Here is a 21109-nt window from a genome sequence, read left to right on the forward strand (position 1 = left end):
CTCCGGCAACCAATACTATTTTGGCGGGGGACATTGAGCCGTCAGTGGAACTCAAATCGACTTTTTTCGCTGGCTCCCATCCCATCAATTCAGTCAATTGTTTGATGGCTGATTTCGGATCATGGAGTTTCAGCTTGATGCCATCTTTACCGGTAGTCAGTTCGGAAATGGCGCTGAGTTGAGTGCTGCCGGGTTCTGCAAGGCTGAATCTTTAAATTGCCATGTCGCCTGAAACACAGGCCTACCCTCGTCATCTTCCCCTATCTGTCTGTTATGGAAGTCGGCGATATCGTGAATAGAAACACGCCCCATTGCTGATAGGCGCTCTAGGGCTTCCTGACGACTCATAACCGCATCAGAAACCGTTTCTTGGTTCATGGCATCGAGAAACGCTTTAACGTTAAGATTTGTTAAGATTTCCGAAGACGATGCTCTAGCTGATTCATCAGTCTTTGCTTTGTACCCAGCCTGTTTATAAGCATCTACCTGATTCAGTCCTTGTATCTTAAAAGTAGGTTAAAATAAATACGATTAGATTTGGCACAGTGTACGCAGTCTGAGTTGTCCTGGGGTTTTAAGCCCGTTTTAAAGCTATTGGCGCATACACTGAGCCACTCATCTGAAACCCGAACAGTTGTCTGTTATCCATAACGCATTTGCAAGGCAGGGTAATATGAGTCAGCCAAGTCCACTTTGTGTAGGCATTGATGTTTCCAAAGCTTCATTGGAGATCGCCGCCAGTACAACAATAAGCGCGTTCACTATCAGTAATGATCCTGATGGCTTTGACGTCATTGTGTCTACGCTGAAGGAACATACAATTTCACTGATCCTGATGGAAGCAACCGGAGGACTGGAAGCGGCTGTGGCTTATGCACTGCAAGCTGAAGGTCTTGATGTCGTGATCATCAATCCCAGACAAGCGCGTGATTTTGCCCGTGCGATGGGGTATCTGGCAAAGACTGACCGTATTGATGCCAAAGTTCTGGCTCAGATGGCGGAGGTGATAGATCGTCACCCCGAACGTGAACGGTTTATTCGAGCACTACCGGATGCTGAACGTCAGGTTCTTTCTGCTATGGTGGTGCGTAGACGCCAGTTGATTACCATGCTGGTTGCTGAGCGTAATCGTCTGCATCCATCTCATCCACAGAGTCGAAAAAGTATTAACGTGATTATTGAAGCATTGGAAAGAGAGTTGTCGCGCATTGATAACGATATGAATAACCATATCAAAACGCACTTTAAATCTATCTCAGAAAGACTTTGTCGCGTCAAAGGGATAGGCACGACGACCACCGCAGCATTGTTAGCAGAAGTCCCCGAACTGGGTAAACTCACGCGTCGCGAAATCAGCGCCCTTGTGGGTGTAGCCCCTGTTAACCGTGATTCAGGGACAATGCGAGGCCGACGAACCATCTCTGGTGGTCGGGCTGGAGTGCGTACCGCACTCTATATGGCCGCACTTGTGGCAACTCGGTTTAATCCGGTGATCAAGGCGTTTTACAATCGGTTGCTCGCTGCGGGGAAGGCTAAAAAAGTAGCGCTGGTTGCCTGTATGCGTAAGCTATTGACTATCCTGAACGCCATGACCAAAAAGAATGAAGAATGGAATGAATCGTATCACTACATTACCTCATAAAAAAATTGTCTAAGACAGTTGCTTTTAAGATGCCTAATACGAATTTCTGTTGAAGTTTCGTTAAGGCATCAAAGAGAACCTTTTGCTCATTAGTGAGCTGGATTTTCTTTTGTGCCATGTTTGATTCCCTATAAGCCTAATTAGTTATTGCCATCATTTAAAATCGCATTAAACTTCGTAAACTTATGTAAACATAAAAGGTCGATTCATATGGATAAGTGGACATGCACTCAATGTGGTGAAAAAGAAATATCTCAAGATGCAAAGGTTTGCACTGCATGTGGAGAAAAATCATTTAAGAAAATTGGAGGATGGCTGTATCTTCCTGCTATCAGTCTGATATTTATGCTCATTTCGAGTATATATGAAATTGTCACAGGTATTCAATTGACATATACAACGTATGTCGATCTCGCTGAAGGTTGGCGACCCTTGTATACATTTGTATTTATAATCGCAATTATCTTAGATATATCATTATTTATATTAATTATTTTCACTACTACTTTCTTTTTAAAAAAATCAAAGAAAGCGCCGCGTTTCTATATCTCTGTACTTATATTCAACATTGTTATCCAAGGTGCAACGATACTATACTCGATTGGTCTCCATGTGAAACCTGACATGGAAGATATTGCATATCTTGTTCGTGCTATTTTTTACTCTGCTATATGGATACCTTATTTCTTAGTATCAGTGAGAGTTAAAAGAACCTTTGTGAACTAATCATTCCGGCTCCTTTCTCCTGCAATTCTCTGCAACCATCTAAAATGTATTAGTGGTTGCAACCCTGATTACTCAGAGGCTCACTGACACTGCGCCCTAACCTACTCCTGCCACTCCTGAGCAAATGATTCTGGGGTGGTGATTAGAATGTCGTTGGCTGAGCCACTGCACGAACCCAGCACATAATCCCTTTTTGCAAGTCCGTACGGCCTTCATTCGGTCATGTTCCCAATGATTAGATGTTGTGATAAAGTCCCCACTTTTTATTATGGGTGAGAGATGGCTAAAGTTGATGTGGTTTGTCGTTACTGTCACAAAACAGAAGAGGTGAAAGGACATGGAAAAGGGCGCACTGGTCATCCCCGCTATCACTGTTACACCTGCCGTAAAACTTTTCAACTAACCTATACCTATCAAGCCTGTAATCCTGGCATGAAAGAGCGGATTATTGATATGGCGATGAATAACGCCGGTGTCAGGGATACCGCTCGCGTCCTGAAGGTCGGCATTAACACGGTCATTCGCACACGAAAAACCTCACCCCCAGGCAGGTAACCACATTGCCTCTGGCAGGAAGTGATATCCAGATTATCTGTGAACTAGACGAGCAATGGTCATTTGTCGGTAACAAGAAAAACCAACGCTGGCTCTGGTATGCCTGGGAACCCTTGATGAAGCGGATTGTGGCTCATGTATTTGGTGATCGCAGCAGGAAAACGCTGAAAAAATTGTTGGCTCTTCTGGCTCCTTTCGATATCCAGTTCTACTGTACGGATAATTATGCCGTTTATGATTGCCTTCCTGAGGAAAAACATCTCACAGGAAAGGCCTTGACCCAACGTATAGAAAGAACCAACCTGACTCTTCGTATCCGTATAAAAAGGTTAAATCGAAAAACGATAGGCTATTCTAAATCCGAAGTGATGCACGATAAGGTAATAGGAACATTCATTGAACGTGAATACTACTTTCCCTAAATGATCTAACCATTGGGTTCATGACCGTTCTCCGGCTTGAGTATCCAATCCAGCGTTAACCACGGTTTTTCTTTCAGTTGGCTGAACAATGACGACTGACTGATCAGCTCAAAGCATGTCGCCATGTGCTGAACCTCTCGCCAGCTCCCTTTGTTGGTTTTCCCGTTCCACACGGTTTCTAGGTTTCGGTAGGCAGGCCTGCGTGATGTCCATTCCTGAGCATCGACGCTGCGGGCAGGGATCTTGTTATTCCAGAGAGTGATTAGTTCTGTATGAGGACAATCGACAGGATTTCTATCAATACGCTCTTTCCACTTAACGGCGTCTGATAGGTATCCATCGAATCTGGTCATGCGGAACAAGTTTTCAGGTTTGAGCTTCTCGCCATACGTCCATTGGGTAACAGCCCATTCAATCACCAGTTTGATTTCATCAACCATGTAGCACACTCCCTTGCTCTTCACTGTGGATAGCGCTTTCAAGAATGGTGCTGTTGACTGAAACCGAGAATGGGTGAGCTGGTTAAAATAATCCAATATTTTGAGAGCGAGATTTTCTTCCCCCGTGGGGGTAAGGGGGATCTTTTCTTTTTTCTTTAAAGTATTTCTTTTGTGTGTCTCTAGATTGATTAATCCACTCTGTTGTGGCTTTGTTTACCCCTATTTTGTTACCATCAATAATCAAAAAACGCATTGAAATTAATTCATTTTTGCCTTGTTCACATTCTGTCTGGATAAGCCGGTTATTTCTGCAATCAAAAGACGCATGGAGTTATTCAAGAACTTCAATTAGTGCTCCGCCTGAGCCTGGCTCAGTCAGTTCACCAATAGCCAAAAAATCAATGTCGTGGTTTCGTGCAACAGCTTTCGCTTCTTCCACGGCATCCGGCAAAATTACCAGCAATAAACCACCCGAAGTTTGTGGGTCACACAGGAGATGACGTTGACGGAGAGTCATCTCTCCAACTAAGTGCCCATAACTGTCAACATTGCGTCCCGTGCCTCCAGGAACGCAACCTTTTTCAATATAAACATCAACATCTGGCAATCTCGGAATTTGTGAAAATTTGACCTTCGCCTGAACGCCAAAGCCTTCACAAATTTCACTCAAATGCCGCAACAGACCGAAGCCTGTTACATCCGTCATCGCTGTAACACTCTCAATTCCTGCAAAATTTGTCCCCGTTTTATTCAACTGGCACATAGTTTCTTTCGCAATACCCTGGTGTTTAAGTTGAAGCAATCCTTTCTTTTCAGCCATAGTCAATACACTGACGCCCAAAGGATGACATTTTACACGATTTTTGGGCCAGATTATTAATCGGCCAACCCAAAATCGCTATTGCCATGATGGGGTTACAGCATTTTAGGCGAAATTTTGCAACCACATCCGGCACTATGGCTGTATTGAGTCAGACGAATTTCAGTTGATATTAGTCGCTCCAGTTAAGGAATCACTATAAATTAGAAGTAACTGACAAAATTCGTTAAATCTGGTGTTGCGACTTTTGCAGGTGCCCTGAGTTGTGGGGTTCCTAAGTAAAGAAATCCAACAATCTTGTCATTTTCCTCACATCCCAAACCCGCCCTGACAATGGGATCTTCTGTCCATGAGCCTGAACGCCATATACCGCCAAAACCCTGGGTGACTGCTGCCATTTGCATCGCGTGAACGGCACATCCCGCAGCAACAACTTGTTCCCATGCCGGAACTTTTGCATGTTCAACTACCTTGGCGATAACGGTAATAATCATGGGGGCTCGGTAAGGAGCATTTTTTGCTTTCTCCTCAACTTCCTTGCCAAGTCCGCCCTCAATTGCTGCTTTTTCAAGGAGATTACTGAATTTATTTATACCTTCCCCTTCCATCACAATAAAATGCCAAGGGCGCAAAGCTCCATGGTCAGGTGCTCTCATCCCTGCGGCTAAAATATGTTGCAATTCATTACCTGTTGGGGCGGGGGTTGTTAAACGTGAAACTGAACGACGATTTAACAAAAGTTCCAAAGCATTCATTATTTTCTCCTAAATAAGATAATCTGTCTCAAACCAACATTCTCTGTTTATTCGCTAATGAATGAAAGCACATAAACTATTTTTTCAATCGATAACATGATTTCCAGCTGACATTTCCCAACGAGCTGATTAGGATAATTCCATTTGATACCATAACCGGAGATAATATGCGCAAATTATGGCACTTCACGGCAGCATTATTTAAATGGAGTTGGAAGCTCCTAAATTTTGCTCGCCAATTTATTTTCAATCTTATTTTTATTCTGTTGATTGTTGCTGTCGTTGTTGGGGTCATCGTTTACCAACAACAATCCAAACTTGACGATAACTCTCACGGGGCATTGTATGTCAACTTATCAGGTATTGTTCTTGATCGCGTAACTGATCGCAGTCCATTTGAACAATTCGCAAAAAATCTTTTTGGCCCATCCAATAGTAATTACAAAGAAACCTCCGTGTTTGACGTTGTTGACAGCATTCGACGCGCAAAAAACGATCCTAAAATTACAGGCATGGTATTAAAGTTACATGATTTCATCGGCGCAGATCAGGCTTCTATGAGGTATATTGGCAAAGCTATCAACGAATTTAAAACAGCAGGCAAACCTGTTTTTGCGATTGATGACTCTTACAGCCAATCACAATATCTTTTAGCCAGCTATGCCGATAAAATATATTTATCTTCTTTCGGCTCTGTTGATATCCATGGTTTCTCCACTAACCATTTATACTACAAGTCACTGTTGGATACATTGAAAGTATCTACCCATATATTTCGTGTGGGAACCTATAAATCAGCAGTTGAACCCATGTTACGTAACGATATGTCAAAAGAGGCTCGTGAAGCTGACAGCCTCTGGCTCAACGAATTGTGGGACGATTACTTAAATACTATCGCAGTTAACCGGCATATCCCTGCCGATCAGGTCTTCCCTGGCGCAGCAAACTTTATCGAGAAATTCCGTAAAGCTGGCGGAGACACTTCACTGTATGCGTACCAAAACAAACTGGTGGACTATATTGAGCCACGCAATACCGTTGAAAAGAAAATGCAGGAGAAATTCGGCTGGAATAAAGAACAAAAACATTTTAATTACATCAGCATCTATGATTACATCAACCAAAAACCAATACAACATGCAGATAATAAAGGCAACATTGCTGTCATTGTTGCTGAAGGGGCAATCTTAGAAGGCAAGCAATCAACCGGTATCGTTGGAAGTGACACTATTGTTGAACAACTACGTACCGCACACCATAACCCCAACATAAAAGCGATCATCTTACGAGTAAACAGCCCGGGTGGCAGTATCAGTGCGTCTGAAATTATTCGCAATGAATTGGCAGCTATCCGCGATGACAAAACAGGAAATGTGAAACCTATTGTAGTTTCAATGGGTGGATTGACCGCCTCCGGGGGTTACTGGATATCCACTCCAGCTAACTACATTATTGCTGATCCGAGTACCTTAACAGGTTCAATTGGTGTTTTTGGTGTCATTCAAACCATTGAAAAGAGTCTCAATTACGTTGGTGTGAATAGTGACGGTGTTTCAACAACGCCATTAGCCGATATTTCTGCAACCAAAGGCATCAACCAGACATTTTCAGATGTAATACAGTTAGCTATTGAGAATGGCTACAATAAGTTTATCGGGCTGGTGGCTGTTGCCCGTAATAAGTCTCTGGATGAAATCGATAATATCGCTCAGGGGCGTGTCTGGAGTGGCATTGATGCCAAAAAACATGGTTTAGTCGACCAACTGGGTGATTTTGATGATGCCGTTAAAAAAGCCGCTGAGCTGGCAAAAGTCAAAAATGTCTCCCTGGACTGGATGCAACCTGAACTTTCATTCTCAGAAAAATTCATGTTGGGACTGACTTCGTCAGCACAAGCACTATTACCAAATACTTTGCAGTCAATGTTGCCGGCCCCACTTGCCGAAGTCGCTCAAGATGTGAAAAAACAAGCTGCATTTTATAACAATATGAAAGATCCGCAAAATATCTATACATTCTGTCTGAATTGTGTCGATATCCGTTAAAATCACTGACCAATTTTCCAACAAATTTAAAGCCTGATTTCACCCTCAGGCTTTTTTTATTCTTGATACTCCCTATAATCCCGCTAAATGTTTTTATTGAGGCGTTACCATGCAGAAGAAATCGATCTACGTTGTTTACACTGGCGGTACTATTGGAATGAAACATTCTCCCAATGGATACATTCCTGTTTCCGGTCACTTACAGCAACAACTCGCTAAAATGCCAGAATTTCACCGTCCAGAAATGCCAACATTCACGATCCGTGAACACCACCCCCTGATTGATTCTTCTGATATGAGTCCTGACGACTGGAGCATTATCGCAAATGATATCCACCAGAATTATCATAACTATGATGGTGTTGTTATTCTGCACGGTACAGATACCATGGCTTTCACTGCGTCAGCACTCTCTTTCATGTGTGAAAACCTTAATAAACCCATTATTGTGACAGGGTCACAAATTCCTCTGGAAGCATTGCGTTCCGATGGACAAACTAATCTCCTTAATGCGCTGTATCTCGCAGCAAATTATCCTATTAACGAAGTCAGCTTGTTTTTTAACAATAAGTTATTTCGTGGCAATAGAACAATTAAAGCTCATGCAGATGGCTTTGATGCTTTTTCATCCCCTAACTGCCCCCCACTAATGGAAGCCGGGATAAATATTCGCACCTTCAAAACAAACCCTATACCTGTTAGTCACGGCGAATTTGTTGTGAATACAATCACATCACAACCGATTGGTGTCGTGACCATCTATCCGGGATTATCCAGTCAGGTGGTAGAAAATATTCTGATGCAACCAGTCAAGGCGTTAATTTTACGCTCATACGGTGTTGGCAATGCTCCACAACGTGCTGATTTGTTACAAACGTTAAAGGAAGCCACTGAGCGAGGTATTATTGTGGTCAATTTGACACAATGTATTTCTGGCCGAGTTAATATGGAAGGCTATGCGACTGGTCATTCTCTGGCTGCATCAGGTGTTATCAGTGGTTATGACATGACTTTCGAAGCAACTTTAACGAAATTGCATTATTTATTAAGCCAATCTTATACACCCGAAGAGATCCGCTACCTGATGCAACAAAATCTGCGGGGAGAATTGAGTTATTCCGATGAATAATAAACAGATGAGTCGAGAAATATGATGAAAACAGCATTATTACTTATCGATTTACAAAACGACTTTTGTACTGGGGGAGCCCTGGCAGTCAAAGACAGTGATGCAGTGATTGAGGTAGCAAATAATGTTATTGCGCAATGTCAGGAAAATAATATCACTGTCATCGCAACTCAGGATTGGCACCCTGCTAACCATATGAGCTTTGCAGAAAACTCTGGACAAAAAGCCGGTGAATTAGGAGAACTCAATGGCATTCCTCAGATATGGTGGCCGAACCATTGTATACAAGGAGAGTTTGGTGCAAAGTTTCATCCTTTATTAAATCAATCCGCTATTCAAGAAATTTTCCGAAAAGGCGAAAATCCTCAAATAGATAGTTATAGTGCATTCTTTGATAATGACCATAAAAGTAAAACCCGTCTGGATACATGGTTAACAGAGCAGAATATAAAACGACTGTTTATCATGGGGATCGCCACTGATTACTGCGTAAAATTTACCGTATTTGATGCCCTGGCACTAGGTTATGAAACCTATGTCATTATTGATGGCTGCCGTGGTGTTAATATTCAGGAAGATGATAGCCAACAAGCAATTGAGGAAATGACCAGAAAAGGGGCTAAGTTAGTTCCACAAGGTGAAATAATATCCATTTTATGACCCAATCACAATCATTAATAATGATTAATTAATATATCTATTTGATGTAACTCAAAATAACCTCGTCCTTAAACAAAAAAATAGGGCGAGGTTCTCAATTCATGCCATGTCAATCTTCCGACTGAGGTTTTAATTTTGCGACCATGTCAGACTGAAATATAGCCTTTAACTCCTGTTTACTTTTTAGAGTAATTTGGCCGTCTGTACCAATCGTCATATGTTCAGGATCATGATTATATTTTGCTTGCCAGAGCATCACCGCCTGTAAACTGTATTCTTTCTGTTCTGGCGTGAGTGGTACACCATCCTGCCATTTTCCCAGTTCAACAGCCTGAACTAATCGCTGATAAATTTCAGGAGTCATGGCGGAGAGTAAATCATCCAACTTCATCGAAATTTCCTTAATGGCTATGTGCTCTATTTCACTACATGCACTACATATTTTACTTGTACGGCTGTAAGCCGACATGATTATTATTAATATATTGATCTTAAGAACAGCCAAAAATACTTTGTCAAGAAATAAGCTGAATCGTTTCTTTTTAGCTCATAAGCCCAACATTTCATTTAAATTCAGAGTGTTCAAAATAACATTAACCTGCCATGTCTTCGCCTGTTTCTTTATCAACAAAACGCAGTGCTGCTGAATTAATACAAAAACGTTCTCCTGTCGGTTTGGGACCATCGGGAAAGACATGCCCCAAATGTGCCTGACATTGGCTACAACGCACCTCTATCCGATGCATATTATGAGAATAATCATCAAGATATGTAATGGAGTCATCATGAATCGGTTGGTAGAAGCTCGGCCATCCACATCCCGAATCAAATTTCGTATCAGAAACAAATAATGGCTGGCGGCAACACAAGCAATAATAAATGCCATTTTTTTTGTTGTGCAGTAGTTTTCCTGAAAATGGCGGCTCAGTACCTGCTTCTTGTGTAACATAGCGCTGCATTTCACTAAGCTGTTCTATAGAAAGGGAAATATTTTGACTTTTAGTCATAATGACCACCTTTTAAGGTCAATATTTTCAATAAAATATCATCGGAAACAACCCAAAATTAATACCAAAATGTCAAAACGCATTCTAACCCATCCAACATAGCAATTTACTTTACTAATTGTGATAAGTCTCACATAACTAACCAATGATAACTTTAAATATCTCCTTATATCCCGATAATGGTGTGTACAGAGCTTGTTCCAGCTGTATAACAATCGTCTAGATAGTGATTATTAAATTGATCTTTTTCAATTGTTGACACGATTCCGCTTGACGGCTGGCAAGATTTTGGTAACTTTAGGAACAACTTTTAATTCACTAAAACATAGCTGGTGGAATACTATGACTATCAAAGTAGGTATTAACGGTTTTGGGCGTATCGGCCGTATTGTTTTCCGTGCTGCTCAAGAGCGTTCAGACATTGAAATCGTTGCGATCAATGATCTGTTGGATGCAGAATACATGGCATACATGCTGAAATACGATTCAACCCACGGCCGCTTCAAAGGCACTGTTGAAGTTAAAGACGGTCAGCTGGTTGTTAACGGCAAAACCATCCGTGTGACATCTGAAAGAGACCCAGCTAACCTGAAATGGAACGAAGTCGGTGTTGATGTTGTTGCAGAAGCAACAGGTATTTTCCTGACCGACGAAACGGCACGTAAGCATATCGCGGCTGGCGCGAAAAAAGTTGTTCTGACCGGCCCATCCAAAGACGATACGCCAATGTTCGTTATGGGTGTCAACCACAATGCCTACGCAGGCCAGGATATCGTTTCCAATGCATCCTGTACCACTAACTGTCTGGCTCCACTGGCTAAAGTTATCAATGACAAATTCGGTATCATTGAAGGTCTGATGACTACCGTTCACGCAACAACTGCTACCCAGAAAACTGTTGATGGTCCTTCAGCAAAAGACTGGCGTGGTGGCCGCGGTGCAGCACAGAACATCATCCCATCTTCCACTGGCGCAGCAAAAGCAGTAGGCAAAGTTATCCCAGAACTGAACGGCAAACTGACCGGCATGTCTTTCCGTGTTCCTACTCCTAACGTATCTGTTGTTGACCTGACTGCACGTCTGGCTAAACCAGCAACTTATGCAGAAATCTGTGACGCGATTAAAGAAGCCGCAGAAGGCGAACTGAAAGGCATTCTGGGCTATACTGAAGATGACGTGGTTTCCACTGATTTCAACGGCGAAAAACTGACTTCTGTATTTGATGCAAAAGCAGGTATCGCACTGAACGATAACTTTGTAAAACTGGTTTCCTGGTATGACAACGAAACTGGTTATTCCAATAAAGTTCTGGATCTGATCGCTCACATCTCCAAATAATTGAGCTTTTATTCACTTTCAAAAGCCATCTGTTTACAGATGGCTTTTATATTTATATAACTAAAATATTGAGATATTCTTGTCCCTTGGTTCAACTGCCAATTTAAGTTTACATAAGGTCATGACAGATGCTTGATAAAATTTTCTCATTACCGATTGTAGAACAGCTTTCCCCTTATATTAGCCAGCGAAACATTGATGGTTTTCCATTAATTGTTGTTTCCCATCCTAAAGCTCGCGGCGTGATCAGTATTCAAGGTGCACACCTGATTACCTGGCAGCCCAATAACGAAAAACCCGTATTATGGGTAAGTGATAATACTCTTTTCAGCGCAGGCAATGCTATTCGTGGTGGTATTCCCATCTGTTGGCCTTGGTTTGGTTCGTTTGCAGCTCCCAATCATGGATTTGCACGGATACTCCCCTGGGAACTCAAAGCGCATGATGAGAATGAAAATGGCGTTATTTTGACGTTCACATTACAGGATAACGCATATACCCGTAAATTATGGCCACATGAATTCACACTGATTGCCCGCTTTAAATTAGGGGAAACCTGCGAAATAGAGTTAGAATCCCACGGCGAATATTACGCCACGTGCGCCCTTCACTCTTACTTCAATGTGAGTGACATCAATCAAATTCGGGTTAGTGGGCTTGGTTCTCATTTTATTGATACCCTCACCGATAACGAACAGTCTATTGATGAAGATTTAGTCTTCCACGGGAGAACTGACCGTATTTATACAGAACCAGACGATTTTAACCTGCTCAGAGATCCGCTATGGAAACGAACCATTGAAATACACCACTATCACCATAACGAAGTAGTATGCTGGAACCCTGGCGCTGCACTTTCCAGTAGTATGCAAGATATGAGCAAGGAAGGTTATAAAAATATGGCTTGTATCGAAACTGCACGTATCAATAACCCATTGCAACCTAAGAATGGCAACCCTGACAGGCTTTCTGTCATTATCCGCTGCCGTAAATTCTCAGATAATAATTAACCGAGTGGAATATATAGCAGAATCAACATGATTTGACATATTCGATGTGCTCGGTGAACAACTCATCAACTGAACATCTTTTTTGTCTTCTTATCGCTTTTGCCCCACCCCATTTGTGTTCTATGGGATTCAAGTTCGGACTCTAAGCGGGAAGCCACTCTAATTGATGTTGACTCTCTGCTATCGCTTGTATCGTATCAAGCCGTTTATGAAAGCGCGCATTATCCATGACTATCACGGCACCGTGTGGGAGTTTTGGCAATAAATCCTGCGTTACCCACGCATGAAAGACATCGGCATTAATGTTACCAGTAAATAAGCTTAAGGTGATGAACGTATTTTCGAGAATGGCACCAATGACGTTAATACGGCCTTTCGCGTGCCAATCCTGTGTACCAAAACAACGCTGCCCCTTTTCTGAATACCCGTATATCCGTGGCATTGACTGCGCGAAACCACTTTCATCCAAATACACAATCGGTTTGCCTTCCTGTTCATAGTCGCTGATGCGCTCGACAACCGCCTGACGAAGCTGAGGATTAGCGCGAGGATGTTTTAAGGTTTTTTTAAGCGTGAGCCGAAGCCGTTTCAAAGCGTAATGAATCGCCGATTGTGAGACCCCCAGGCGCTTTGCTCTTTCCCATTGATAGTCATCAGGAAAATTTTGGACATCCGCAATGAGTACCTCATCAGGAATTTTTATGGGAGGCTTATCACACGTCATGCAAGGTTCTATTTTATGGCTCCACCGGAACTGTAGCGGTCAAGAACTTCCGGACACCTTTAGTCACATGACTATAGCTCTCCTCTATCCATACGCCAAAAGTCCATATAATGTCCAAATATGGACTTTTATGTTGACTTGATTTATCCTTTGGTTGGTAACTGTATTTCATTATTGGAGTTAACCATGACCTTATCTACTTCAACGCGTATCACCACGGTATCAGCCTTTAAGAAGGAACTGGCTTCTATGGATGTATCTGATCCCGTAGTAGTAACCCAGAATGGGGAACCTTTATATGTGGTTCAAGATCCTGCTCAGTTTGAAATGCAGCAGGAACAAATGGCTCTGCTACGACTGCTGTCTTTTGCAGAAAAGGACGTTCAGGCTGGCCGAACCGTATCATCTTCCGACCTTCGGGCCGAACTGAAAGGACTTATTGATGAAGTTTGAGTATTCCTTAGCTTTCCAAAACCAGCTTCATGACAGGTTCTACTATTTAGCGAGGCACATCGGACAATTGGCGGCTCAAGAGCTTCTTGATGGCTTCATTATTGGATTTGAAAAAAGAGTAAATGAGCATCCAGGTAGCGCTCCATTATGTATAGAGGCGGCGGATCTTGGGTTTACAACCTATCACGACTATGTTGATTCAAAACTCCAGTTGCGAACAATCTATCGTTTTTCTGAGGCAGAAAGCGTTGTTTACCCATTATTATTTTTAAGCACAAGGCAAAGCATCCGACAGGCTTTGATTCAATATTGTCTGCGTCATTAACACCCCATATTGGGGTGTTTTATTCTCGTTTCTCTTCCAGCCGCTGCCGGTACTCCTTGAGCTGCTGCTGTGAGTGCCAGGATTGTCCCTTCGATATTGATTTCGTGATGGCGGCCACCTCATCTGGGGTCAACCGAGTGAGCTGCTCTTCTGGGTAGATCAGGATAGTGTTGCTGTCCCAGTCAAACCCAGCATGAATAGCTTTCATCCCCACGGTAGGGGTTCCACCAATCCCTCCAGGCTGGTGGATGACAAGCCTCAAAGGCGCTGAGGCTTTGTGGGAATGTAGGCTATCGAGAGCCTCTTTTGTTCCTTGTAACTCCATTGGGTTACCTCATAGTGAAAGTTAATTTGCTTTCTGCTGTCTGGTAGAAACCTTCAAGGCCAACGCCTTTGTCATATCGGGTTGCTGAAAGCGCACCTTGATCCGTTCAGGCTAAGTGTCCATCTCGTTGCACCGCAGGGTGCCGATAGCCGCGTCACGGTAAACCTGATATAAGTCGGTTCCACCAATGGAGTTAATTGGTATCATCCAGAGCCTTCTTGTATTCGTTGCTTGGTTGAGGGACGCTTTAACAAGCTGACAGGGCAAACAACCCCATCAGCAGACATCCCAACTTAGTTGCTATCTTGATCATCAGTTCTCACTCCACTTTCACATGTGAAAGTTTTATTGTTTCGCAGAATCGTCTTGTTGCGACTCAATTATCACTTTTCGCATCACCGCCATGATGGCTTGTGCCGGTTGAGCACCACCGAGGAGCTGGCTCTTGCCGGTTTGGTTGTCCACTACAAAAGTGGCCGGTGTACCGTTGATGCCGTAGCTCTTGGCTTTCTGGATGTCGGCGTCAACCTTATCTTCGTACTTACCTGACCCAAGGCACTCTCGGAATGCGTCCAAATCAGCGCCAACACCCGTAACATTTTATTGTGCCAGAGTAAACGGCGAAATTTTCTACTGCTGTACTGGCTTCCCTGATCAGAGTGAAAAACCAGCCGCCCTTCAATATGACGCGTTTCCAATGCGTTATTCAATGCCCGGCAGACCAGCTCAGCATCCGGCGAAGAAGAGATGGCCATCCCCACCACCCGACGGGAAAATAAATCCATCACGACGGCCAGATAGCTCCACCCTGCTTTTATGCGAATATAGGTGATGTCTCCGCACCAGTGAGTATTCGGGCATGCCGGGGCAAAATGCTGTCGCAGGAGATTAGGCGAGGCAATATGCTCTTCTCCTGCCGGACGGTAGCGGTGAGTCCCCGGTTGACGGCTTTGTAGGCCGCATTCCTGCATTAATCGTCTGGCTTTCCAACGCCCTACCGGCCGGCCTTCATGAGTCAGCAGATGGCTCAGGGTGCGACTGCCTATCGCTCCCCGACTTTGGTTATATAGTTCACGCACTCGAATGCGCAACTGCATCCGTTCCGTGTCTACCGGACGTTGCCGCCAGTCATAATAGGCACTGCGTGACACCTGAAGTGTCTGGCATAAGTCCGTGATCGGCCATCGGGGGTTCAGCCGTGTGATCAACGCATAGCGCCACGGCGCATCTCGCTCATCAACACGGCCGCCTGCTTTAGGATGTCTTTTTCCATTTCCAGGCGTCTCACCTGTTTTTCTAAGGCCTGGATCTGGCGTTGATCGGGCGTCAATGCCTTACCCACAGGCGTAATACCCTGCATTTCGGCCTTGTACTGGCGAACCCATTTTCCCAGAATACTGCTGTCGATCCCCAATGAACGGGCGACATCGACAACCCGTTGTTGATGGAGGACAACCTGTTGAACCGCTTCCAGCTTAAATTCAGTAGAATAGTGGCGTTTGGTTGGCTTCAATTTCATCGTCACACCTCATGGTCATGTTAATGAGATTAGCAGGCTTTTGAGATGTCCGGGATCTTTATACCATATATGGACGCCCCAGTTGTGCAAGCACTAAATTGATACGGTTTGCGACCATATATCCGGCGTCATTATGGACTCATTTATCCGCGCCATGATGTCATCCGCACCCTGTTTCCTTATCACTACACCGGTCTATCACTACCTTGGTATAACTCAGGCTATGACAGGGACGGTAGCCGTTTTCTCATCAGTGTTTGCAAACTCGATAATGCGTCTATTTTTTGTTACTCAATTAATGGATAGTAAAGGCTTTTTTCATATTAAAATCTACGTCATCCCGCAGAACACGCCAGATAATCCGGGGCAATTTGTTGGCTAAAGCCACCGTGGCTTTCATGACCCCACACCGGTCAAGCAATTTTCTCAGCCACTCTCCCAGATAATCATCCCGTTTTTGAACACAACGCATCACGGCACGGGCACCGTGAATGATTAACGTTCGGAGATGACGGTTGCCATTTTTGCTCAGGGAAGACAGACGGCTTTTTCCTCCCGAACTGTGTTGCCGGGGAACCAGTCCACACCAGGCTGAAAGTTGCCGGCCATTGGTAAATTGGGACGCACTGACGTCACTCACGAAGGCGGCCGCAATAAGGGGACCAACGCCGGGAATAGTGAGCAGATGCTCATAGCCAGTTTGCTGACGGGAAAGGGCCGCTATTTCGTTATCCATGTCATGAATACCGGTGTTCAAATTCCGCAGGTCTTCCCATAAGGTCTGCAATAAACGGTGTAGCACACAAGACAGGTGATTGCTGGCATCTTCCAGCATATCAGGGAGATGTTGTTGAAGTTTCTGAATGCCAGCCAGCCAGAAAAGCCCGCATTTGGTTGGCAAGTGCAGTGCGTTGTTCCACCATGAGTTGCCTAGCGCTGCGCAGGGCTTTAATATCCTGCTGTTCCACGGTTTTGACGGGAACAAAATGAAGACCGGGGCGACAGGCGGTTTCACCAATAGCCAGCGCATCATTGGCATCGTTTTTTTGATGATGACTGAAGGCTTTGACGTGCTGAGTAGGGACAAGCCTGACGGTATATCCCATCGCCTGAAGCGTTCGACCCCAATAGTGAGATGTTGCACAAGCTTCCATAGCAATAACAGTGCCGGGCGGAAAAGAGCGCACAGTATTAAGCAATTTTTGCCGTGAGATTTTTCGGTTCAAGGTAACAGAACCATCGTCCATCCAGACACAGACTTGAAAAACATTTTTAGCAAGGTCGATACCAACCACTTTGATCGTATTCATGAGATGTTCTCCCGAAATCCAGTACATCGGAAAAAAGATGGCACTGTTTGCTGCTGCAAAAGGGGACGTCCATCACATCACTACAACTTTCGTCTGGCCCAGCGCACTAAGGCTTTGTTGAGTTGCCTGAATACCTTATACAGCTCTGAACGACAAAATTGACCATAATAGCTCAACCATCCACTTATCATGGGATTTAGCCAGTTTGCCATCTGTGTTAAGTTCAGTTCTGTCCGCATTCGGATCTTCAACTTGCGAATTTTGAATCTCATGGCCTTTTGCGCCGTTTTGCTGACTGCTGGCGTAAAACTCACAAACAGGCTGTTCCTTTTGCGGTTCTTCACCAATCTTGGCCTAAATGTGGGTCATGAACCCAATGGTTAGATCATTTAGGGAAAGTAGTATTCACGTTCAATGAATGTTCCTATTACCTTATCGTGCATCACTTCGGATTTAGAATAGCCTATCGTTTTTCGATTTAACCTTTTTATACGGATACGAAGAGTCAGGTTGGTTCTTTCTATACGTTGGGTCAAGGCCTTTCCTGTGAGATGTTTTTCCTCAGGAAGGCAATCATAAACGGCATAATTATCCGTACAGTAGAACTGGATATCGAAAGGAGCCAGAAGAGCCAACAATTTTTTCAGCGTTTTCCTGCTGCGATCACCAAATACATGAGCCACAATCCGCTTCATCAAGGGTTCCCAGGCATACCAGAGCCAGCGTTGGTTTTTCTTGTTACCGACAAATGACCATTGCTCGTCTAGTTCACAGATAATCTGGATATCACTTCCTGCCAGAGGCAATGTGGTTACCTGTCTGGGGGTGAGGTTTTTCGTGTGCGAATGACCGTGTTAATGCCGACCTTCAGGACGCGAGCGGTATCCCTGACACCGGCGTTATTCATCGCCATATCAATAATCCGCTCTTTCATGCCAGGATTACAGGCTTGATAGGTATAGGTTAGTTGAAAAGTTTTACGGCAGGTGTAACAGTGATAGCGGGGATGGCCAGTGCGCCCTTTTCCATGTCCTTTCACCTCTTCTGTTTTGTGACAGTAACGACAAACCACATCAACTTTAGCCATCTCTCACCCATAATAAAAAGTGGGGACTTTATCACAACATCTAATCATTGGGAACATGACCCGGACTTGAATCCCATAGAACACAAATGGGGTGGGGCAAAAGCGATAAGAAGACAAAAAAGATGTTCAGTTGATGAGTTGTTCACCGAGCACATCGAATATGTCAGATCATGTTGATTCTGCTATAGAACAGGCATTTATTCCAAAACTAAGGATAAAAATGCCTGAATTCTTAAAGATAGAAAGGATTAAACCACAGTAACAGGAACGCGCTTAGCTAATGCGCACAAAAGCTCGTAACCAATGGTTCCTGCCGAGTTTGCGACTTCATCTACGGGCAGATTTTTTCCCCACAATTCGGCAATGCTGCCTATGTTTGCCTGAGGACACGGAGTCAAATCAACCGTCATCATATCCATTGATATAGCACCCAATAACCGGGTGCGAACACCATCAACCATAACAGGAGTTCCCGTTGGAGCATGCCGCGGATATCCATCCGCATAACCACAGGCAACTGTACCGACACGCATGGGTTTCTGGGTTGTATAACGGCTGCCATAGCCAATTTTTTTCCCCTTGGGAAGTTCATGTACTGCAATGATTTCACTTTGTAGCGTCATGGCTGGTTTCAACCCAATATCGGCAATATCATGCCACTTTCCACTCGGAGACGCACCATAAAGAATAACACCTGGCCGTACCCAATCTTTATGTGTTTTCGGATGCCACAACACAGCACCAGAATTCGCCAGACAATGAGGCAGTGAATTCATTTGCAAACATTCAACAACCGCAACTTGTTCATCAATACCAATTTCATTATCTGAATTGGCAAAATGGGTCATTAAAGTCACTGACTTAATATTTTTAACCTTTTTCACCATTGAAACTATCTGCGGGTACTCTTTTGGGGTGAATCCCAATCGATTCATGCCACTATTGAGTTTCAAATAGATATCGATGGGAGTATCTAATTGGGTTCTTCCTATCTCATCAAGCTGCCAATGACTATGTACTACGGTTGTCAGACGGTATTTATTGATAATCCGTAAATCCGCAGGCTTAAAAAAGCCCTCCAATAGCAAGACTGGCCCTTGCCATCCCTGCTCCCTTAAATAAATAGCTTCATTCATGTCAAGCAGTGCAAATCCATCTGTCTGCATGAGTGATTGCCATATTCTGTCTAATCCATGCCCATACGCATCCGCTTTTACTACCGACCAAATTTTACTGTTACCCACTATTTGACGAATAACTGACAGGTTATGGCGAAATGCATCGAGATGGATCGTTGCCAAAATAGGACGTGGCATGACGACCCCTTCTTATAGTTTATTAGTTTATGCCGTATGTAAATGAGGCTTTATTGGAAACACTTTTATATTAAAACCATCGATATATCTGAATACAGAGAGATCATTTGCCGCGATATCAGGCTCTTTGCCAGAAATTAAATCAGCCAGTAACTTCCCTGAACCACAGGCCATCGTCCAACCTAGTGTGCCATGTCCCGTATTTAAATAAAGATTCCCATATTTGGTTGGCCCAACAATAGGAGTACCATCTGGAGTCATAGGACGCAAACCTGTCCAGAATGAGGCCTCCGCGATATTGCCACCATTGCGGTATAGATCCTGTACAACCATTTTTAATGTTTCACAACGATTCTGGGGAACATTCAAATTAAATCCGACCACTTCCGCCATACCACCAACGCGAATACGATTATCAAAACGCGTAATAGCAATCTTGTAGGTTTCATCCAACACAGTTGAGACAGGTGCTTTTGATTCGTCCATAATCGGCATTGTCAATGAATAACCTTTCATCGGATAAACCGGAATTTTAACCAGTTCTTTTAAGATTTCAGTAGAATAAGATCCCATCGCTATCACATAGTGATCCGCCGTCATGAGGCCATCATCACATTGAATACCCGTGACTTTATTTCCATCCACCAAAATTCGTTTAACCTGTTTGTTGAATACAAACTGCACACCAATATCTTCTGCCATTTTGACCAGAGATTTGGTAAAAAGCTGACAATCACCCGTTTCATCATTCGGTAATTGCAACCCGCCCGTCAGTTTATGAGAAGCATTAGCAAGCGCAGGTTCTACAGCAGCCAATTGCTCGGCAGTCAATAACCGATAAGGAACCCCCTCTTGTTCTAACACTTTGATATCATTGGCAGCATTATCAAATTGCTTGGTAGTCCTGAACAATTGCAGGGTTCCTCCCTGGCGCCCTTCATATTGGATCCCCGTATCGGCCCTTAACTGTTTAATACAATCCCGGCTATATTCTGCCAAACGTACCATTCTGCTTTTATTCATCGCGTAATGGCTTGCATCACAATTACGCAGCATTTGCCACATCCAGCGCAACTGAAACAGAGAACCATCAGGGCGAATAGCCAAAGGTGCGTGACGTTGAAACACCCACTTTATTGCTTTTAGTGGGATCCCTGGAGCTCCCCAAGGGGTCGCATACCCTGGTGAAATTTGACCGGCATTAGCGGCACTAGTTTCTTCCGCAGCACTATTCTGGCGATCAATTACGGTAACTTCATGGCCTGCTTGTGCAAGATACCATGCGCTGGTTACGCCAATAACACCGCCGCCTAAAATAAGGACCTTCATTTTACCCCCTACTGGCAAGTGATATTTGCAAGCATAATATGCTAAACATAAAAAGCCAATACAGAATAATAGACTATGACACAATTAATTAACTTTTAGGATTTAAATCACATTTACATTACCGAATATAAAAAACACATTTCTTTAATAAGCGTAGAGTTTCCATATAAAT

Annotated in this window: 25 protein-coding genes and 3 pseudogenes; 10 read left to right on the forward strand and 18 right to left on the reverse strand. The window is 43.7% G+C overall.

The annotated features are described in order from the left end of the window. Positions 1-156: 156 nt before the first annotated feature. Positions 157-504: a terminase small subunit gene (locus ACE1SE_RS09695; protein WP_374053636.1), complete on the reverse strand. Its 348-nt coding sequence runs from the start codon at positions 502-504 to the stop codon at positions 157-159. A gap of 169 nt (positions 505-673) precedes the next feature. On the opposite strand from ACE1SE_RS09695, the gene ACE1SE_RS09700 reads away from it, so the two are divergent. The 3 genes from ACE1SE_RS09700 (at position 674) to ACE1SE_RS09710 (ending at position 3345) form a co-directional block, all read left to right on the forward strand. Continuing rightward, on the forward strand, positions 674-1642 hold the full coding sequence (locus ACE1SE_RS09700) for an IS110 family RNA-guided transposase (protein ID WP_374050720.1): 969 nt from the start codon (positions 674-676) through the stop codon (positions 1640-1642). Between the two features lie 210 nt (positions 1643-1852). Continuing rightward, positions 1853-2368 (forward strand): DUF2569 domain-containing protein, encoded by a 516-nt coding sequence (locus ACE1SE_RS09705; RefSeq protein WP_374050721.1) that lies wholly within the window; start codon positions 1853-1855, stop codon positions 2366-2368. Positions 2369-2647: 279 nt separating this feature from the next. Continuing rightward, a protein-coding gene (locus ACE1SE_RS09710; protein WP_374050722.1) for an IS1 family transposase occupies positions 2648-3345 on the forward strand; the annotation gives its coding sequence in 2 pieces (ribosomal slippage) (positions 2648-2897 and positions 2897-3345; 699 coding nt in all). A gap of 5 nt (positions 3346-3350) precedes the next feature. On the opposite strand, the gene ACE1SE_RS09715 is transcribed toward ACE1SE_RS09710, so the two are convergent. The 4 genes and pseudogenes from ACE1SE_RS09715 to ACE1SE_RS09730 form a co-directional block, all read right to left on the reverse strand. After that, positions 3351-3881: a conserved phage C-terminal domain-containing protein gene (locus ACE1SE_RS09715; protein WP_374050723.1), complete on the reverse strand. Its 531-nt coding sequence runs from the start codon at positions 3879-3881 to the stop codon at positions 3351-3353. After that, positions 3868-4038, reverse strand: coding sequence for a hypothetical protein (locus ACE1SE_RS09720; RefSeq protein ID WP_374050724.1), 171 nt, complete (start codon positions 4036-4038; stop codon positions 3868-3870). The genes ACE1SE_RS09715 and ACE1SE_RS09720 overlap by 14 nt, the downstream gene beginning before the upstream one ends. Before the next feature lie 78 nt (positions 4039-4116). Continuing rightward, a pseudogene (gene selD, locus ACE1SE_RS09725) lies at positions 4117-4629 on the reverse strand (selenide, water dikinase SelD); the annotation flags it as partial. Between the two features lie 179 nt (positions 4630-4808). After that, entirely contained in the window at positions 4809-5360 is a 552-nt protein-coding gene (locus tag ACE1SE_RS09730; protein WP_374050725.1) for an NAD(P)H nitroreductase, read from the reverse strand. Between the two features lie 167 nt (positions 5361-5527). On the opposite strand from ACE1SE_RS09730, the gene sppA reads away from it, so the two are divergent. The 3 genes from sppA to pncA all read left to right on the forward strand — a co-directional run bounded on the left by sppA (position 5528) and on the right by pncA (position 9194). Then, positions 5528-7405, forward strand: a complete 1878-nt coding sequence (gene sppA, locus ACE1SE_RS09735) for a signal peptide peptidase SppA (protein ID WP_374050726.1) — start codon at positions 5528-5530, stop codon at positions 7403-7405. A gap of 109 nt (positions 7406-7514) precedes the next feature. Continuing rightward, positions 7515-8534, forward strand: coding sequence for an asparaginase (gene ansA / locus ACE1SE_RS09740; RefSeq protein WP_374050727.1), 1020 nt, complete (start codon positions 7515-7517; stop codon positions 8532-8534). A 24-nt stretch (positions 8535-8558) separates the two neighbouring features. Continuing rightward, complete coding sequence (gene pncA / locus ACE1SE_RS09745; RefSeq protein WP_374053637.1) at positions 8559-9194, forward strand: bifunctional nicotinamidase/pyrazinamidase; 636 nt, start codon at positions 8559-8561, stop codon at positions 9192-9194. A gap of 109 nt (positions 9195-9303) precedes the next feature. Here the strand turns inward: pncA and ACE1SE_RS09750 are convergent, their stop codons facing one another. Then, entirely contained in the window at positions 9304-9585 is a 282-nt protein-coding gene (locus ACE1SE_RS09750) for a YeaC family protein (RefSeq protein ID WP_374050728.1), read from the reverse strand. Between the two features lie 202 nt (positions 9586-9787). Continuing rightward, entirely contained in the window at positions 9788-10201 is a 414-nt protein-coding gene (gene msrB / locus ACE1SE_RS09755) for a peptide-methionine (R)-S-oxide reductase MsrB (RefSeq protein ID WP_374050729.1), read from the reverse strand. A 342-nt stretch (positions 10202-10543) separates the two neighbouring features. On the opposite strand from msrB, the gene gapA reads away from it, so the two are divergent. Continuing rightward, positions 10544-11539 (forward strand): glyceraldehyde-3-phosphate dehydrogenase, encoded by a 996-nt coding sequence (gapA, locus tag ACE1SE_RS09760; RefSeq protein WP_374050730.1) that lies wholly within the window; start codon positions 10544-10546, stop codon positions 11537-11539. A 128-nt stretch (positions 11540-11667) separates the two neighbouring features. Then, a complete protein-coding gene (locus tag ACE1SE_RS09765) occupies positions 11668-12549 on the forward strand; it encodes a D-hexose-6-phosphate mutarotase (RefSeq protein ID WP_374050731.1) in 882 nt (293 codons plus the stop codon). A 142-nt stretch (positions 12550-12691) separates the two neighbouring features. On the opposite strand, the gene ACE1SE_RS09770 is transcribed toward ACE1SE_RS09765, so the two are convergent. Then, positions 12692-13024, reverse strand: a complete 333-nt coding sequence (locus tag ACE1SE_RS09770) for a transposase (protein ID WP_445082117.1) — start codon at positions 13022-13024, stop codon at positions 12692-12694. Between the two features lie 72 nt (positions 13025-13096). Then, positions 13097-13303: pseudogene (locus ACE1SE_RS09775) on the reverse strand (IS630 transposase-related protein); the annotation flags it as partial. Positions 13304-13459: 156 nt separating this feature from the next. Here ACE1SE_RS09775 and ACE1SE_RS09780 point away from each other — a divergent pair. Both ACE1SE_RS09780 and ACE1SE_RS09785 read left to right on the forward strand, forming a co-directional pair. Continuing rightward, entirely contained in the window at positions 13460-13726 is a 267-nt protein-coding gene (locus ACE1SE_RS09780) for a type II toxin-antitoxin system prevent-host-death family antitoxin (protein ID WP_374050732.1), read from the forward strand. Further along, complete coding sequence (locus ACE1SE_RS09785; protein WP_374050733.1) at positions 13716-14051, forward strand: type II toxin-antitoxin system RelE/ParE family toxin; 336 nt, start codon at positions 13716-13718, stop codon at positions 14049-14051. The genes ACE1SE_RS09780 and ACE1SE_RS09785 overlap by 11 nt, the downstream gene beginning before the upstream one ends. Before the next feature lie 19 nt (positions 14052-14070). Here the strand turns inward: ACE1SE_RS09785 and ACE1SE_RS09790 are convergent, their stop codons facing one another. The 9 genes and pseudogenes from ACE1SE_RS09790 to ACE1SE_RS09830 form a co-directional block, all read right to left on the reverse strand. Continuing rightward, positions 14071-14376, reverse strand: coding sequence for a hypothetical protein (locus tag ACE1SE_RS09790; RefSeq protein ID WP_374050734.1), 306 nt, complete (start codon positions 14374-14376; stop codon positions 14071-14073). 345 nt (positions 14377-14721) lie between these two features. Beyond that, positions 14722-14952, reverse strand: coding sequence for a DsbA family protein (locus tag ACE1SE_RS09795; RefSeq protein ID WP_374050735.1), 231 nt, complete (start codon positions 14950-14952; stop codon positions 14722-14724). Beyond that, positions 14841-15584: an IS3 family transposase gene (locus ACE1SE_RS09800; RefSeq protein ID WP_374050736.1), complete on the reverse strand. Its 744-nt coding sequence runs from the start codon at positions 15582-15584 to the stop codon at positions 14841-14843. Before ACE1SE_RS09800 ends, ACE1SE_RS09795 begins: the two co-directional genes overlap by 112 nt. Continuing rightward, positions 15581-15895 carry a transposase gene (locus tag ACE1SE_RS09805; RefSeq protein ID WP_374050737.1) on the reverse strand — a complete coding sequence of 105 codons (315 nt, stop codon included), beginning with the start codon at positions 15893-15895 and terminating at the stop codon, positions 15581-15583. The genes ACE1SE_RS09800 and ACE1SE_RS09805 overlap by 4 nt, the downstream gene beginning before the upstream one ends. Positions 15896-16190: 295 nt before the next feature. Beyond that, positions 16191-17205: pseudogene (locus ACE1SE_RS09810) on the reverse strand (IS110 family RNA-guided transposase). A gap of 80 nt (positions 17206-17285) precedes the next feature. After that, positions 17286-17549 (reverse strand): group II intron maturase-specific domain-containing protein, encoded by a 264-nt coding sequence (locus ACE1SE_RS09815; protein WP_374050738.1) that lies wholly within the window; start codon positions 17547-17549, stop codon positions 17286-17288. 45 nt (positions 17550-17594) lie between these two features. After that, positions 17595-18292 (reverse strand): IS1 family transposase gene (locus ACE1SE_RS09820; RefSeq protein ID WP_374050722.1). Its coding sequence is split into 2 segments (ribosomal slippage): positions 17595-18043 and positions 18043-18292, totalling 699 coding nucleotides; the frame shifts between segments, so codons are not numbered across the junction. A 248-nt stretch (positions 18293-18540) separates the two neighbouring features. After that, a complete protein-coding gene (gene dadX, locus ACE1SE_RS09825) occupies positions 18541-19608 on the reverse strand; it encodes a catabolic alanine racemase DadX (protein ID WP_374050739.1) in 1068 nt (355 codons plus the stop codon). A gap of 27 nt (positions 19609-19635) precedes the next feature. After that, a complete protein-coding gene (locus ACE1SE_RS09830) occupies positions 19636-20937 on the reverse strand; it encodes a D-amino acid dehydrogenase (RefSeq protein WP_374050740.1) in 1302 nt (433 codons plus the stop codon). Positions 20938-21109 lie beyond the last annotated feature (172 nt).

It is taken from the genome of Xenorhabdus taiwanensis, assembly GCF_036512875.1.
Lineage (GTDB): Bacteria > Pseudomonadota > Gammaproteobacteria > Enterobacterales > Enterobacteriaceae > Xenorhabdus > Xenorhabdus taiwanensis.